Origin of the sequence: Streptomyces sp. NPDC057271, assembly GCF_042668715.1 — a bacterium.
Taxonomy (GTDB): Bacteria; Actinomycetota; Actinomycetes; order Streptomycetales; family Streptomycetaceae; genus Streptomyces.
The window spans coordinates 28,357-42,460 of record NZ_JBHUYJ010000047.1; the positions used below are offsets into that span (position 1 = coordinate 28,357).

Here is a 14,104-nt window from a genome sequence, read left to right on the forward strand (position 1 = left end):
ACCGGGAGAACGATGGGGGTGTGCCTGGTGGGTGCCGGGCCCCGCGGGCTGTCCGTACTGGAACGGCTCTGCGCGCAGGAGCGGAAGTCCCCCCGCTGGGACCGCCTCACCGTGCACGTCGTGGAGCCGGATCCGCCGGGCGCCGGCCGCGTCTGGCGGCCCTCGCAGTCCCGGCACCTGCTCATGAACACCGTGGCCTCACAGGTGACCGTCTACACGGACGCCAGCGTCAGGATCGAAGGACCGCTGGAGGAGGGCCCGAGCCTCTACGAGTGGGCCAGGGCGCTGGGCGCCGGCGGTCTCGTCCCCGGCGCCGGCGCGCCGTACGACGACGAGACGCTCGCCGAGGCCCGCGGCCTGGGCCCGGACGCGTATCCCACCCGCGCGCTGTACGGCCACTACCTGACCTGGGTGTTCGGGCAGGTCGTCTCGAAGGCGGCCGCGCACGTCGACATTCGCGTGCACGCCTCGCGCGCCGTCGCCCTGGAGGACGCCGACCCCGGCCCCGACGCGGCGCAGACCGTGATCCTGGAGGACGGCACCCGGCTGACCGGCCTCGGCGCCGTGGTGCTCGCGCAGGGCCACGTACAGGTCCGGCCGACCGAGACGGAGCGGGGGCACGCCGAGTACGCGGCCCGGCACGGGCTGACCTACATCGCGCCGGGCAACCCGGCGGACGTGGACCTGTCGGGCGTGGCCCCGGGCGAGACGGTGCTGCTGCGAGGGCTCGGTCTGAACTTCTTCGACTACATGGCGCTGTTCACGCACGCCCGCGGCGGGGTGTTCGAACGCGTCGGCGGCCGCCTGGTGTACCGGCCCTCCGGCCGCGAGCCGCGGCTGTACGCCGGATCCCGGCGCGGCGTGCCGTACCAGGCGCGAGGCGACAACGAGAAGGGCGCGCACGGCCGCTACCGTCCGCGGCTGCTGACCACCGGGTTGGTGGCGGAGTTGCGCGCGCGGGTGAGGGGCGGCCGGCCGATCCGCTTCGGCTCCGAGCTGTGGCCGCTCATCTCCAAGGAGGTGCGCACGGTCTACTACGAGACACTGCTGGCGCGGCGCGCGGAGCCGGACGAGGTGGCCGTGTTCTCGGCCGTGTTCCTGCGGGCGGAGGAGGGCGCGGCCGAGGAGCGGCTGCTGGCCGCGGCCGGTGTCGACGAAGGCGAGCGGTGGGACTGGGACGACGTCGTCCGCCCGTCGGGTGAGCGCGTCTTCCCCGACCTGGCCGCCTTCCGCGCCTGGCTGCGCGACTACCTGGACGAGGATGTGCGCAGGGCCCGTGAGGGCAACGTCAGCGGGCCGTTCAAGGCCGCTCTGGACGTGTTGCGGGATCTGCGCAACGAGCTGCGCCTGGCCATCGACCACGGAGGTCTGGACGCCGCTTCCCACCGTGACGAGCTGGACGGGTGGTACACGCCGCTCAACGCCTACCTGTCCATCGGCCCGCCTGCCTCCCGCGTCGAGGAGATGGCCGCGCTGATCGACGCGGGGATCCTCGACGTGACCGGTCCGGGGCTGCGGGTGGCCGCCGACGCGCACGACCCGGAGGGCCCGGCCTTCGTCGGTACCTCCGAGGGTGTCGCCGGTCTGCGGGTGCGGGCCACGGTGCTGGTCGAGGCCCGGCTGCCGGAGATCGACGTCCGGCGTACCGCCGATCAGCTGATGGAGGGGCTGTTGCGTACCGGGCAGGGGCGGCCGCACCGCGTCGCGGGCACGGACGGCTCGTCGTACGAGACCGGCGGCCTGGCCGTGTCCGAGCGGCCGTACCGCCTCCTCGACGCCCGAGGGGTGCCGCATCCGAGGCGGTTCGCGTACGGGGTGCCCACCGAGTCCGTGCACTGGGTGACCGCGGCCGGCATCCGTCCGGGTGTGGGCTCAGTGACGCTGGAGGACTCCGACGCCGTCGCGGCCGCGGTGCTGGCGCTGGCGGAGCCGTCGGCCGGGGCCGTCGGGGCGACGGCCCCGCCGGCACCCGCCCGCTCGGGCAGGGAGGTGGCCGCGTGAGCCCCGCCGCCGGGCACCGTCCCGCCGCGACCGACACCGGGCTGCTGTCCCCGGTCCGGGCCGGCACTCCCGTCGAGGCCGCCGTCGACGACACCGCCTGGGTCCAGGCGATGCTCGACGCGGAGGCCGCGCTGGCCCGCGCTCAGGCCCGGTGCGGCACCGTCCCGGCCGCCGCGGCCGCCGCGATCACCGCCGCCGCCCGCGCCGCGGACTTCGACGTACGGGAGCTGGCACTGGCCTCGCGGGAGACCGCGAACCCGGTGGTGGGCCTGGTCAAGGCGCTCACCGCGCGCGTCGCGGCCCACTCGCCCGAAGCGGCCGAGTACGTGCACCGCGGTTCCACGAGCCAGGACGTCTTCGACACCGGCGCGATGCTGGTGGCCACCCGCGCCCTGCGCCTGGTCATCGCGGACCTCAGGACCGTGGCCGACACCCTGGGGGTCCTGGCCGCCGACCACCGGGACACGGTGATGGCGGGCCGTACTCTCGCCCTGCACGCCGTGCCCACCACCTTCGGACTGAAGGCGGCGGGCTGGCGCCAGCTGGTCCTGGAGTCAGCCGAGCGCCTGGAGCGGCTGGAGGGGGGCGGGCTGCCGGTCTCCCTGGGCGGCGCGGCCGGCACCCTGGCGGGCTATCTCCAGTACGCGGGCGACGGGGCCGACCCGGCGGCCGTCCTGGCCGAGCTGGTGGCCGCCTTCGCCGACGAGACGGGGCTGGGCGCGCCGGTCCTGCCGTGGCACGCGCTGCGCACGCCCGTCGCCGACCTGGGCGCGGCCCTCGCGCACACCGCGGGGGCGCTGGGGAAGATCGCCGTCGACGTGCTCGTCCTCACGCGTACCGAGACCGGGGAGGTGGCCGAGCCGGCGGTGTCCGGGCGGGGCGCCTCCTCGGCGATGCCGCACAAGCGCAACCCCGTGCTGTCGACGCTGATCCGCTCGGCCGCCCTCCAGGTCCCGGCCCTGGCCGCCGTCCTCGCCCAGTGCCTGCCGCACGAGGACGAGCGGTCGGCCGGGGTCTGGCACGCCGAGTGGCAGCCGCTGCGCGAGGCGCTGCGGCTGACCGGCGGGGCCGCGCACACCATGGTGGAGCTGGTCCGCGGACTCACGGTGCGCCCCGAGCGGATGGCGGCCAACCTGCGGGCCACCGGCGGGCAGATCGTCTCCGAGCGGATCAGCGCCCTGCTCGCCCCGAGGCTGGGCAGGACGGCCGCGAAGGAGCTGCTGACCCGCGCGTCGTCGGAGGCCGCCGACACCGGCCGGCCGCTGGTCGAGGTGCTGGCCGGACTCGACGAGGTACGGGGGGCCCTGTCCCCCGCAGAGCTCGCGCCGCTGCTCGACCCGGCCCACTACACGGGCATGGCCGGCCCTCTGGTCGACCGGGCACTGACGGCCTCCGGACCGCCTCCTGCCGCCGGCCCCGGAAAGACCTCCGGAACCACGGGAGAGCCCCGGGCCCGGCAGCGGTCGTGGTAGGTGCGGGAGGCGGGGTCGTGCAGGGCTGCGAACGCGGAGAGGAACATCGCGCGTTCGAGCTGCCGGTTGCCGCCTCTGGGGGCGTGTTCGCCGTGGACGGAAGTGCCCGACTGCTTCGTGGCCGGGGCGAGGCGGCGATGATCGAGTACTTCCAGTCGACGGCCACCTGGGTCTCGGGCTCGTCGGCGTCCAGCTCAGCAAGGTGAGCCACCCGGTGCCCGTCGACCCTCTTGATCCTTGCGACTCGCCATAGCCGACGGTCCCCCGGCCCGGAGCCGCCGCGTGGCGGCGACAACCGCACGTTGTCGCCGCGGCGAACAGGTCGTCCGGGGAACTCGACAGCCTCGGGCTGGTGCGACTCGAAGACCGGGCCAAAGGACCGGCGCTTGGTCAGCGCGACGATTCACGCCTCGAGGTCCGCGCTCAGCTGCGGGTCCATCTCTCGCGCCTGCCTGAGCAGCTCGGTCAGCCTTGACACGACTCACTCTCCTTCATTGCCCAAAGAGGAATCGTGCCCTACTTCTTGCCGCTCCCAGACGTTCCTCCGTGCCGGAACTCCACCACGTCGCCGTCCTGCATCACGTACTCCTTGCCCTCCATGCGGGCCTTGCCCGCCGCGCGGGCGTCGGCCACCGAGCCGGTCTCCACGAGGTCGGCGAAGGAGATGACCTCCGCCTTGATGAAGCCCTTCTGGAAGTCCGTGTGGATCACGCCGGCCGCCTCGGGGGCCGTCGCGCCCTTCTTGATCGTCCAGGCGCGGGATTCCTTCGGGCCGGCCGTCAGGTAGGTCTGGAGGCCCAGGGTGTCGAAGCCGACCCGGGCCAGGATCGCCAGGCCCGGCTCCTCGGCGCCGACGGACCGGAGGAGTTCCATGGCGTCCTCCTCGTCCAGCTCGGCGAGGTCCTGCTCCAGCTTGGCGTTGAGGAAGATCGCCTCGGCCGGGGCGACCAGCGCGCGCTGCTCCTCCTTGAAGGCGTCGTCCGTCAGCTCGTCCTCGTCCACGTTGAAGACGTAGAGGAAGGGCTTCGTCGTCAGGAGGTGCAGGTCGTGCAGGAGCTCCGCCTTGTCCGAGCCCTGCAGGATGCCCTGCGAGAAGAGCGTGTCACCGCGCTCCAGGATCTCCTTCGCCGCCTCGACCGCCGCGACCTTGGGGGCCACGTCCTTCTTGATCCGGGCTTCCTTCGCCAGACGCGGCAGGACCTTCTCGATCGTCTGCAGGTCGGCGAGGATCAGCTCGGTGTTGATCGTCTCGATGTCGTCCTTCGGTGAGACCTTGCCGTCGACGTGCACGACGTTCTCGTCCTTGAAGGCACGGATGACCTGGCAGATCGCATCCGACTCGCGGATGTTCGCCAGGAACTTGTTGCCCAGGCCCTCACCCTCGCTCGCGCCGCGGACGATGCCCGCGATGTCCACGAAGTCGACCGTCGCCGGGAGGATCCGCTGCGAGCCGAAGATCTCCGCCAGCTTCGTCAGACGGGCGTCGGGGACCCCGACGACGCCGACGTTCGGCTCGATCGTGGCGAACGGGTAGTTGGCCGCCAGGACGTCGTTCTTGGTCAGGGCGTTGAACAGGGTCGACTTGCCGACATTCGGCAGACCGACGATTCCGATCGTGAGCGACACGGTGGCGACTTCCTGGAGTACGGATGGGGGTGCGAATGGGGTGCGGTGGTTGGGCCGATCCCCCAGTTTACGGGCGGTCCGAACCGGCCTGCGACGCCGACCTTCGGCCGTTCTCTACGGCAACGTCACCCAAAGGGCGTGTCCTGTGCCGCTCCCCCGGGCCTTCCAGACCTACGTTGGTGTAGTGGAGCAGCACAGGACAAGTCAGCCGCAAGGCCGCCGACGGCCGCAAACCCCTCTGACGCCGCCCGGCGCGCTCGTGGAAGGCGCCGCCGTCTATCGCGTCGCCGCCCGCCCGGGCCGCCCGGGCCGGGGCCGCGTCGAGCGCGCCACCGCGCCCGTACGACGGCCCGCACCGCCCGTGGCACCCGTCGTCCTCGCCCTGCGCCGACTGCCCAACCCGCGGCTGACCGGCCTCGGCGCCGGGCTTTTCGCCTCCGCCACCATGCTGGCGCTCGGCTTCCTCGACTGGCTGATCCTCGACGGCTCGCCGCTCGCCTACGGCCTGCTGTTCCTGCCGGTCAGCGCCCTGACCGCGCTCTGGGTCCGGACCGCCGACCTGGTCACCGCCCCGATCAGCGTGCCCATCGCCTTCGCCGTGGGGGTCGTGCCCATCTCTGGCGGCACCGGCGGCTTCGGCGGCCAGGCGATGGCCGTCGTCACCGCCCTCGCCGTGCAGGCCGGATGGCTCTACGGCGGCACGCTCGTCGCCGGACTGATCACCAGCGTCCGGAAGGTACGCGACATGGGGCGCCGCCAGCGCGCCACCACGAGACCTGCCGCCCCTCAGAGGCGACCTGCCCCGTAACGACCGAGACCGCCGCGGCGGCAGGAGCGGCAGCGGCGGAAGCAGCGGCCGCAGGAGCGGAAGCGGCGGCAGGAGCAGGAGCGGCAGAGGCGGTAACAGTCGCCGCAGGAGCGGCAGCATAGCCGTGGAGACCTCGGTCACCGGGTCTCCCTACGATCGCGGCGCCAGAGGCCCGCTCCGTCCCCCTCCCGCTCCGTCCCCCGCCCGCCCCTACCCCCGCGTCGCCATCGCCGCGCCCACGATCCCCGCGTTGTTCTGCAGCTCCGCCGGCACGATCTCCGCCCTGATGCCCTCGATCAACGGCAGGAACCTGTCCGCCTTCCGGCTCACTCCGCCGCCGATGATGAACAGCTCCGGCGAGAAGAGCATCTCCACATGCGCCAGGTACTTCTGCACGCGCCGTGTAGCCCAGTGCTCCCAGCTGAGGTCCTCGTCCTCCTTGGCCTTCGTCGACGCCCGCTTCTCCGCGTCGTGGCCCTTGAGCTCCAGATGGCCCAGCTCCGTGTTCGGCACGAGCCGGCCGTCGACGAAGAGCGCCGAGCCGATGCCCGTACCGAGCGTCAGCAGGATCACCGTGCCGGTACGCCCCCGGCCCGCGCCGAAGGTCATCTCGGCGATCCCGGCCGCGTCCGCGTCGTTGAGGACCGTCACCTGGTGGCCGCCGAGCCGGTCGCTCAGCAGCCTGCCCGCATCGACGCCGATCCAGCGCTTGTCGACGTTGGCCGCCGTGCGGATCGTCGAGCCGGTGACCACGCCGGGAAAGGTCACCCCCACCGGGCCCGTCCAGCCGAAGCTCTCCACGACCTCCACGACACATCCCGCCACACCGTCGGGTGTGGCGGGATGCGGGGTCAGTACCTTGTGGCGGGGCTCGGCCAGCTCTCCGCGCTCCAGGTCGACGGGAGCGCCCTTGATGCCCGAGCCGCCGATGTCCACTCCGAAGACGTTCATGGCCCCACCGTAAGGGCTGCGCCCGGGAGTTACTCCTTGAGCGCCACGGCCGGAAGAGGCGCCCCCCGAAGTGGGGACGGTGCGGTTACTCCTTGACGAGCTTCGCCGCCTCGGCCCGCAGGTCCTTGTTCCGGAGCTCCTTCGGCAGCGAGAAGGTCAGCGACTCGTCGGCCGTCTTGACGATCTCCACGTCCGCGTAGCCGCGCTCGGAGAGCCACTCCAGGACCTCCTGGACGAGGACGTCCGGGACCGAGGCGCCCGACGACAGGCCGACGGAGGTGACGCCCTCCAGCCAGGCCTCGTCGATCTCGCTCGCGAAGTCGACCAGGTACGCGGCCGGCACGCCGGCCTGCTTGGCGACCTCGACCATACGGATCGAGTTCGAGGAGTTCTTCGAGCCGACGACGATCACCAGCTCCGCCTGGCCCGCGAGCTCCTTGATGGCCAGCTGGCGGTTCTGCGTGGCGTAGCAGATGTCGTCGGACGGCGGGGAGATCAGGTTCGGGAACTTCTCCTTCAGCGCGTCGACCGTCTCCATCGTCTCGTCCACCGAGAGCGTGGTCTGCGAGAGCCAGACGACCCGGTCCGGGTCGCGGACCTCGACCTTGGCCACGTCCTCCGGGCCGTCGACGAGCTGGATGTGGTCGGGGGCCTCGCCGGAGGTGCCGATGACCTCCTCGTGGCCCTCGTGGCCGATCAGGAGGATGTCGAAGTCCTCCTTGGCGAACCGCACGGCCTCCTTGTGCACCTTCGTGACCAGCGGGCAGGTGGCGTCGATGGTCTTCAGGCGGCCCTCGCGGGCCTCCTCGTGCACGGTCGGGGCGACACCGTGGGCGGAGAACATCACGATGTTGCCCGGCGGCACCTCGGTCGCCTGGTCGACGAAGACGGCGCCCTTCCGCTCCAGGGTCTGTACGACGTACTTGTTGTGCACGATCTCGTGGCGTACGTAGATCGGCGCGCCGTACTGCTCCAGCGCCTTCTCCACGGCGATCACGGCACGGTCCACACCCGCGCAGTAGCCGCGGGGAGCGGCGAGCAGGACACGCTTCGGGCGGTTCGTCGTGGTCGCGTTCTCGGGCGTCGACGCGGGCGTAGCAGTCATGCGTCCCATCGTAAGGCCGCGTGATACCACGGCCGGCTACGGCCATGTCGGTGCGGCGGGTGATCGAGAACGTGGCCGAGACTGGGGCGCATGGCCCAGGAAGCTCAGGTGGCTGCCCACACCGGACTGCGGCGGAGCCTGGGGTTCCGCGATCTTGTCGTCTACGGGCTGCTCTTCATCGCGCCCATGGCCCCCGTCGGCGTCTTCGGCACGCTGGACGCGAAGTCCGGCGGCGCGGTGGCGCTGGTGTACGTCGTCGCCACGGTCGCGATGGCGTTCACCGCTTTCAGCTACGCGCAGATGGTACGGGTCGCCCCGTTCGCGGGCTCCGTCTTCACGTACGCCCGCAAGGGCCTGGGTGAGGGGCCCGGGTTCGTCGCCGGGTGGATGGCGATGCTCGACTACCTGCTGATCCCGGCCGTGGCGTACCTCTTCGCGGGCATCGCGATGGAGGCGCTGGTCCCGGAGGTGGACCGGTGGGTGTGGACGGCGATCGCGGTGGTCGTGACGACGCTGCTCAATCTGTGGGGGGTGCGCGCGGCGGCACGGGCCGGGTTCGCGGTGCTCGTGATGGAACTCGTGGTGCTGCTGGTCTTCGTGGTGTCGGCGGTGGTCGTACTCGTACGGGACGGGGCGCGGCGCGACTGGTGGTCGCCGCTGGCGGGGGACGGGACGTTCTCGTCGGCGGCGGTGGTGGGCGCGGTGTCGGTGGCCGTGCTCTCGTACCTGGGTTTCGACGCGATCGCCTCGTTCGCGGAGGAGGTCACCGGGGGTTCGGAGAAGGTGGCGCGGGCGGTGCTGTTCTGCCTGGTTCTCGCGGGTGTGCTGTTCGTGGGGCAGACGTATCTGGTGGCGCTCCTGGAACCGGTCTCGTCGGCGGAGCTCGCATCGGATCCGGCGAAGCAGGGTTCGGCCTTCTACGACGCGGTGGACGTGTCCGTGGGGACGTGGCTGCACGACCTGGTGGCGGCGTCGAAGGCGATCGGCGCGGCGTTCGCGGCGCTGGCGGGGCAGGCGGCGGCGGGGCGGCTGCTCTTCGCCATGGGCCGTGAGCGGCGGCTGCCGCGGCTGCTCGCCCGTACGGACGGGGGTGTCCCGCGGGTGGCTCTGCTGGTGGCGGCGGCGGTGACGATGGTGGCGGCGGTCTGGGCGGCCGGCCGGGACGACGGCCTCGACCACCTGGTCTCGGTGGTCGACGTCGGGGCGCTGACGGCCTTCGTGCTGCTGCACGCGAGCGTGGTGGGGTGGTTCGCGGTACGGCGGATGGAGGGGCCGCCGCACTGGCTGCGGCACGTGGCGATGCCGGTGGTGGGGGCGGCGATCCTGGTCGCGGTGATCGTCGAGGGCTCGGCCTCGGCCCAGGTGGTCGGCGCGATCTGGCTGTGCGTGGGCCTCACGGTCCTGGCGGTCCAGGGCGCGACCCGGAACGCCTGAACAAGGCCGGTCCAGGGCGCGGCCCGGAACGCCTGAGCTGGGCCGGTGCAGGGCGCGGCCCGGAACGCCTGAACCGGGGGCCGAGCCTGTCATCCCGTCCGCCCACGGGCCCCCGTCGCTCCGTCGCCGACCGGCTCCGGGATGTCCGTGGGCACCACTACGCTCGGCGCATGGGTCTCAACACGTCCGCCGAAGCGCCGTTGCCCGTCGGAGAGGTCTCCCGGTTGATCGGGGGGTGGATCGACCGGCTCGGGGCCGTCTGGGTCGAGGGGCAGATCACGCAGTTGTCGCGGCGGCCCGGTGCCGGGGTCGTGTTCCTGACGTTGCGCGATCCGTCGTACGACATCTCCATCGGCGTGACCTGCTACCGCCAGGTCTTCGACGCCGTCGCCGACATCGTCTCCGAGGGCGCCCGCGTCGTCGTGCACGCCAAGCCCGAGTGGTACGCGCCGCGCGGGCAGCTGTCGCTGCGGGCGGTGGAGATCAAGCCCGTCGGGATCGGGGAGCTCCTTGCCCGCCTGGAGCAGCTCAAGCGGAGCCTGGGCGCCGAGGGCCTCTTCGCGCTCGACCGCAAGAAGCCGCTGCCCTTCCTCCCCCAGCTCGTCGGCCTGGTCGTCGGCCGCGCCTCCGCCGCCGAGCGGGACGTCCTGGAGAACGCGCGCCGCCGCTGGCCCGCCGTCCGGTTCGAGGTGCGCAACGTGGCCGTGCAGGGCGTGAAGGCCGTGCCCCAGGTCGTCCAGGCCGTGAAGGAGCTGGACGCGCACGAGGGCGTGGACGTGATCATCGTGGCCCGGGGCGGCGGCAGCGTCGAGGACCTGCTGCCGTTCTCGGACGAGCAGCTGATCCGTACCGTCGCCGACTGCCGTACACCCGTGGTCTCGGCGATCGGCCACGAACCGGACTCGCCCCTGCTCGACCTCGTCGCCGACCTGCGCGCCTCGACGCCGACCGACGCCGCCAAGAAGGTCGTACCGGACGTCGGCGAGGAGCTCGACCGGGTGCAGGGCCTGCGGGACCGGGCCCTGCGGACCGTGCGGGGGCTGCTCGACCGGGAGGAGCGCGGGCTCGCGCACGCGCTCGCGCGGCCGGTCATGGAGCATCCGCAGCGGATGGTGGAGCAGCGTGAGGACGAACTCGACGCGCTGCTCGCCCGCAGCCGCCGGACGCTCGGGCATCTGCTCGACCGGGCCGACTCCGAGCTCGCGCACACCCGGGCCCGCGTCCGCGCGCTGTCGCCCGCCGCGACGATGGAGCGCGGGTACGCCGTGCTGCAGAAGGCGGACGGGACGGTCGTACGGTCTCCGGAGGAGGTCGAGGTGGACGAGGAGCTGCGGGCGCGGGTCGTGGCGGGCGAGTTCACGGTGCGGCGCGCTGTCGGACCCGGCGCATAGGGTGGTCGTCATGGCAGCCACCACGGAAGAGGCGCTCGGATACGAGCAGGCACGCGACGAGTTGATCGAGGTCGTTCGTCGTCTGGAGACGGGCGGAACGACGTTGGAGGAGTCGCTCGCGCTCTGGGAGCGTGGTGAGGAATTGGCGAAGGTGTGCCGGCGTTGGCTCGAAGGCGCACGAGCCCGCCTCGACGCCGCGCTGTCCACGCCCGAGGACGGCGACGAGGCCGACGCCGCAGACCGTTCCGTGTAAGGGCCCGCCGCGACCCGGGTGTGAACCGGATCACTATCCGGTTATTTGGTTGAAAGTTAACCAATCCCCGCCGTACGGTGAGGGCATCGCTTGAACCCCTTTGCCCGGAAGGTACGCAGCATGTCCCTCGCCCTTGACCCCGCCGCCCAGGACCTCCTGTTCCGTGAGGCCCGCACCGCCAACACCTTCACCGACGAGCCGGTGACCGACGAGCAGGTCCAGGCGATCTACGACCTGGTCAAGTACGGCCCGACCGCCTTCAACCAGACCCCGCTGCGCATCACGCTGGTCCGCTCCCCCGAGGCCCGCGAGCGCCTGGTGAAGCACATGGCCGAGGGCAACCAGGCGAAGACCCGCACCGCACCGCTGGTCGCGATCCTCTCCGCCGACAACGAGTTCCACCACGAGCTCCCGAACCTGCTGCCGCACTTCCCGCAGGCCAAGGACATGTTCTTCGCCGAGCGCCCGGCCCGCGAGGGCTCGGCCCTGCTGAACGCCGCGCTCCAGGCCGCGTACTTCATCGTCGGTGTCCGCGCCGCCGGCCTGGCTGCCGGCCCGATGACCGGTCTCGACTTCGCCGGCCTCCAGAAGGAGTTCCTGGACGCCGACCACACCCCGCTGATGGTCGTCAACATCGGCAAGCCGGGCGAGGACGCCTGGTTCCCGCGCTCCCCGCGCCTCACCTTCGACGAGGTCGTCACCACCGTCTGATCACCTCGGGCACGGGAAAGCCCCCGGACTCCACGGCGGATTCCGGGGGCTTTCCCCTGCGCACGCGTACCGCGTACCGCGCCCAAGGCCGCGTCTAGGCCTTCTTCGACTGCAGCGCGCCCGCCATCTCGGCCAGCCGCTCGAACGAGGCCGTCCCGGTCACGACCGTCGTCGCGCCGCCGTCCGTACGGACCAGCGCGTCGTACTTCGGGCCCTCCCAGCGCTGCCAGACCTGACCGGCGACCGTCTGGGTCTTCCCGGAGTCCTCTGCCTTCTGGGTGACGTCGGGAACGTACTTGTCGGGCTCCTCCGTCGACTGGTGGATCGCCACGTACTGCGTGTCCGGGTCGAGGAAGCCGAGCTTCCAGGCGTCGTGCTGCTCGCGCTTGTACGAGACCACGGTCGCCTTCCACCCCTCCCCCAGGCCCTCGGGGGCCAGCACCGCGTACGGCGCCGCCCGCTGCGCCGTCACCAGCTCGACCCGGTAGTCCTTCGCCGGGACCGGGTCCGCGTCCTCGTCGTGCGGGATGAAGAGATACATCACGCCCGCGGCGACCATGATCACCGCCAGGGACTGGAACATCCCGCGTACCGTCTGCCTGCCTCGCATACCTGCCACGCCCACCATGGTCGCATCATGGTGTTGTGCTCATACGTGGGCCCCTCTGCTCAATTTGTCGACGTACCGATAGAGTCGCAGCACCCTCTTTTTTCCGGCCGTCGCCGTACAGAAAGGTGCGCTCCGATGACCGAGCACTCCCTGCCGTCCGAGCTGGAGGTCTCTCCCGAGGCCCCCGACCGCAACCTCGCCCTGGAGCTGGTCCGCGTCACGGAGGCCGCCGCCATGGCCGCCGGCCGCTGGGTCGGCCGCGGCGACAAGATCGGTGCGGACGGCGCCGCGGTGAACGCGATGCGGACGCTGATCTCCACCGTCTCGATGAACGGCGTCGTCGTCATCGGCGAGGGCGAGAAGGACGAAGCCCCGATGCTGTTCAACGGCGAGCGGGTCGGCGACGGCACCGGCGCCGAGGTGGACATCGCCGTGGACCCGATCGACGGCACCACGCTCAACGCCAAGGGCATGCCGAACGCGATCGCCGTCCTGGCCGCCGCCGACCGCGGCACCATGTTCGACCCGTCCGCGGTCTTCTACATGGACAAGCTGGTCACCGGCCCCGAGGCCGCCGACTTCGTCGACATCAACGCACCTGTCTCGGTCAACATCCGCCGTGTCGCCAAGGCCAAGAACATGGCCCCCGAGGACGTCACCGTCGTCATCCTGGACCGCCCCCGCCACGAGGGCATCGTCAAGGAGATCCGCGAGACCGGCGCCCGGATCAAGTTCATCACCGACGGCGACGTCGCCGGCTCGATCATGGCCGTCCGCGAGGGCACCGGCGTGGACCTGCTCCTCGGCATCGGCGGCACGCCCGAGGGCATCATCTCCGCCTGCGCCATAAAGTGCCTGGGCGGTGTCATCCAGGGCAAGCTGTGGCCCAAGGACGAGGCCGAGCGCCAGAAGGCGATCGACGCGGGCCACGACCTGGACCGTGTGCTCTCCACGAACGACCTGGTCAGCGGCGAGAACGTGTTCTTCGTCGCCACCGGCATCACGGACGGCGAGCTGCTGCGCGGCGTCCGCTACCGCTCGGAGACCGCGACCACGTCGTCGCTGGTGATGCGCTCGAAGTCCGGCACGATCCGCCAGATCGACTCCACGCACCGGCTCTCGAAGCTCCGCGCGTACAGCAAGATCGACTTCGACCGGGCCAAGTGACCCGGACCGCGTGACGCGCCACGCAGCAGGCGCGGCGGTACGGCAAGGGGCGCCCCCATGTGCGGTGGGGGCGCCCCTTGCCGTACGTACGGCCGACGTCGACGGAGCGCTCGGCCCCGTCAGCCGGCCGCGGCGATCGGGTCGGCCGACGCCGCCTTCTTGAGCTCCACCTCGCGCCGCCTGCGCCGGGCGAGCACGACGCGGCGCTCGGCCGCGGTGAGCCCACCCCACACTCCGTACGGCTCGGGCTGGAGCAGGGCGTGCTCCCGGCACTCGACCATCACGGGGCAGCGGGCACAGACCCGCTTGGCGGCCTCCTCGCGGGAGAGCCGCGAGGCGGTGGGCTCCTTGGACGGGGCGAAGAACAGTCCGGCTTCGTCCCGACGGCACACCGCCTCCGTGTGCCAGGGACCGGCCTCGTCCTCCCGAGCGGGGGCACGCTGGGGCGGGGCGGCGGCGACCTGGAGGGGCTGATGCGGCAGTTGCAGCACGGTCTACTCCTGACGACGGCTTCGCGAGCGAGAGACGATGCAGCAGCCCTACCCGCTGTACGCGCGCCTATGCACTGCGTGCCG

General features: G+C 72.0%; 13 protein-coding genes and 1 pseudogene. 8 read left to right on the top strand and 6 right to left on the bottom strand.

Features of this window, described 5'->3' with window-relative positions; translation table 11 throughout:
• The first annotated feature begins 12 nt into the window (after window positions 1–12).
• Both ACFUJR_RS21935 and pcaB read left to right on the top strand, forming a co-directional pair.
• Window positions 13–2,001 (top strand): FAD/NAD(P)-binding protein, encoded by a 1,989-nt coding sequence (locus ACFUJR_RS21935; RefSeq protein ID WP_383176782.1) that lies wholly within the window; start codon window positions 13–15, stop codon window positions 1,999–2,001.
• Entirely contained in the window at window positions 1,998–3,473 is a 1,476-nt protein-coding gene (gene pcaB / locus ACFUJR_RS21940; protein ID WP_383176779.1) for a 3-carboxy-cis,cis-muconate cycloisomerase, read from the top strand. Before ACFUJR_RS21935 ends, pcaB begins: the two co-directional genes overlap by 4 nt.
• On the opposite strand, the pseudogene ACFUJR_RS21945 reads toward pcaB, so the two are convergent.
• Both ACFUJR_RS21945 and ychF read right to left on the bottom strand, forming a co-directional pair.
• Window positions 3,446–3,604 (bottom strand): annotated as a pseudogene (locus ACFUJR_RS21945) (transposase); the annotation flags it as partial. The gene pcaB and the pseudogene ACFUJR_RS21945 overlap by 28 nt on opposite strands.
• Window positions 3,605–3,989: 385 nt before the next feature.
• Window positions 3,990–5,099: a redox-regulated ATPase YchF gene (ychF, locus tag ACFUJR_RS21950; RefSeq protein WP_383176776.1), complete on the bottom strand. Its 1,110-nt coding sequence runs from the start codon at window positions 5,097–5,099 to the stop codon at window positions 3,990–3,992.
• 184 nt (window positions 5,100–5,283) lie between these two features.
• Between ychF and ACFUJR_RS21955 the strand changes: the two genes are divergently transcribed.
• A complete protein-coding gene (locus ACFUJR_RS21955; protein ID WP_383176773.1) occupies window positions 5,284–5,907 on the top strand; it encodes a DUF6542 domain-containing protein in 624 nt (207 codons plus the stop codon).
• Window positions 5,908–6,117: 210 nt separating this feature from the next.
• Here ACFUJR_RS21955 and ppgK read toward each other — a convergent pair whose 3' ends face one another.
• Together ppgK and ACFUJR_RS21965 are read right to left on the bottom strand one after the other, a co-directional pair.
• Window positions 6,118–6,858 carry a polyphosphate--glucose phosphotransferase gene (ppgK, locus tag ACFUJR_RS21960; RefSeq protein ID WP_383176770.1) on the bottom strand — a complete coding sequence of 247 codons (741 nt, stop codon included), beginning with the start codon at window positions 6,856–6,858 and terminating at the stop codon, window positions 6,118–6,120.
• An 85-nt stretch (window positions 6,859–6,943) separates the two neighbouring features.
• Window positions 6,944–7,972, bottom strand: a complete 1,029-nt coding sequence (locus ACFUJR_RS21965) for a 4-hydroxy-3-methylbut-2-enyl diphosphate reductase (protein WP_383176767.1) — start codon at window positions 7,970–7,972, stop codon at window positions 6,944–6,946.
• A gap of 81 nt (window positions 7,973–8,053) precedes the next feature.
• Here ACFUJR_RS21965 and ACFUJR_RS21970 point away from each other — a divergent pair, with 81 nt between their 5' ends.
• The 4 genes from ACFUJR_RS21970 (at window position 8,054) to ACFUJR_RS21985 (ending at window position 11,752) form a co-directional block, all read left to right on the top strand.
• On the top strand, window positions 8,054–9,397 hold the full coding sequence (locus ACFUJR_RS21970) for an APC family permease (protein WP_383450646.1): 1,344 nt from the start codon (window positions 8,054–8,056) through the stop codon (window positions 9,395–9,397).
• A 170-nt stretch (window positions 9,398–9,567) separates the two neighbouring features.
• On the top strand, window positions 9,568–10,788 hold the full coding sequence (xseA, locus tag ACFUJR_RS21975; RefSeq protein WP_383176761.1) for an exodeoxyribonuclease VII large subunit: 1,221 nt from the start codon (window positions 9,568–9,570) through the stop codon (window positions 10,786–10,788).
• Between the two features lie 10 nt (window positions 10,789–10,798).
• Window positions 10,799–11,041, top strand: a complete 243-nt coding sequence (locus ACFUJR_RS21980) for an exodeoxyribonuclease VII small subunit (RefSeq protein ID WP_383176758.1) — start codon at window positions 10,799–10,801, stop codon at window positions 11,039–11,041.
• A 120-nt stretch (window positions 11,042–11,161) separates the two neighbouring features.
• On the top strand, window positions 11,162–11,752 hold the full coding sequence (locus ACFUJR_RS21985) for a malonic semialdehyde reductase (RefSeq protein ID WP_383176755.1): 591 nt from the start codon (window positions 11,162–11,164) through the stop codon (window positions 11,750–11,752).
• A gap of 94 nt (window positions 11,753–11,846) precedes the next feature.
• Here ACFUJR_RS21985 and ACFUJR_RS21990 read toward each other — a convergent pair whose 3' ends face one another.
• Window positions 11,847–12,380, bottom strand: coding sequence for a DUF4245 domain-containing protein (locus ACFUJR_RS21990; protein WP_383176752.1), 534 nt, complete (start codon window positions 12,378–12,380; stop codon window positions 11,847–11,849).
• 117 nt (window positions 12,381–12,497) lie between these two features.
• Between ACFUJR_RS21990 and glpX the strand changes: the two genes are divergently transcribed.
• On the top strand, window positions 12,498–13,529 hold the full coding sequence (glpX, locus tag ACFUJR_RS21995) for a class II fructose-bisphosphatase (protein ID WP_352190458.1): 1,032 nt from the start codon (window positions 12,498–12,500) through the stop codon (window positions 13,527–13,529).
• A gap of 119 nt (window positions 13,530–13,648) precedes the next feature.
• Here glpX and ACFUJR_RS22000 read toward each other — a convergent pair whose 3' ends face one another.
• On the bottom strand, window positions 13,649–14,020 hold the full coding sequence (locus ACFUJR_RS22000) for a WhiB family transcriptional regulator (RefSeq protein ID WP_352190459.1): 372 nt from the start codon (window positions 14,018–14,020) through the stop codon (window positions 13,649–13,651).
• Between the last annotated feature and the right edge of the window lie 84 nt (window positions 14,021–14,104).

Coding starts and splice junctions, on each gene's coding strand:
- ACFUJR_RS21935 (WP_383176782.1), top strand. CDS start 13: ATGGGGGTGTGCCTGGTGGGTGCCGGGCCCCGCGGGCTGTCCGTACTG.
- ppgK (WP_383176770.1), bottom strand. CDS start 6,858: ATGAACGTCTTCGGAGTGGACATCGGCGGCTCGGGCATCAAGGGCGCT.
- ACFUJR_RS21965 (WP_383176767.1), bottom strand. CDS start 7,972: ATGGGACGCATGACTGCTACGCCCGCGTCGACGCCCGAGAACGCGACC.
- ACFUJR_RS21970 (WP_383450646.1), top strand. CDS start 8,054: ATGGCCCAGGAAGCTCAGGTGGCTGCCCACACCGGACTGCGGCGGAGC.
- xseA (WP_383176761.1), top strand. CDS start 9,568: ATGGGTCTCAACACGTCCGCCGAAGCGCCGTTGCCCGTCGGAGAGGTC.
- ACFUJR_RS21980 (WP_383176758.1), top strand. CDS start 10,799: ATGGCAGCCACCACGGAAGAGGCGCTCGGATACGAGCAGGCACGCGAC.
- ACFUJR_RS21985 (WP_383176755.1), top strand. CDS start 11,162: ATGTCCCTCGCCCTTGACCCCGCCGCCCAGGACCTCCTGTTCCGTGAG.
- ACFUJR_RS21990 (WP_383176752.1), bottom strand. CDS start 12,380: ATGGTGGGCGTGGCAGGTATGCGAGGCAGGCAGACGGTACGCGGGATG.
- glpX (WP_352190458.1), top strand. CDS start 12,498: ATGACCGAGCACTCCCTGCCGTCCGAGCTGGAGGTCTCTCCCGAGGCC.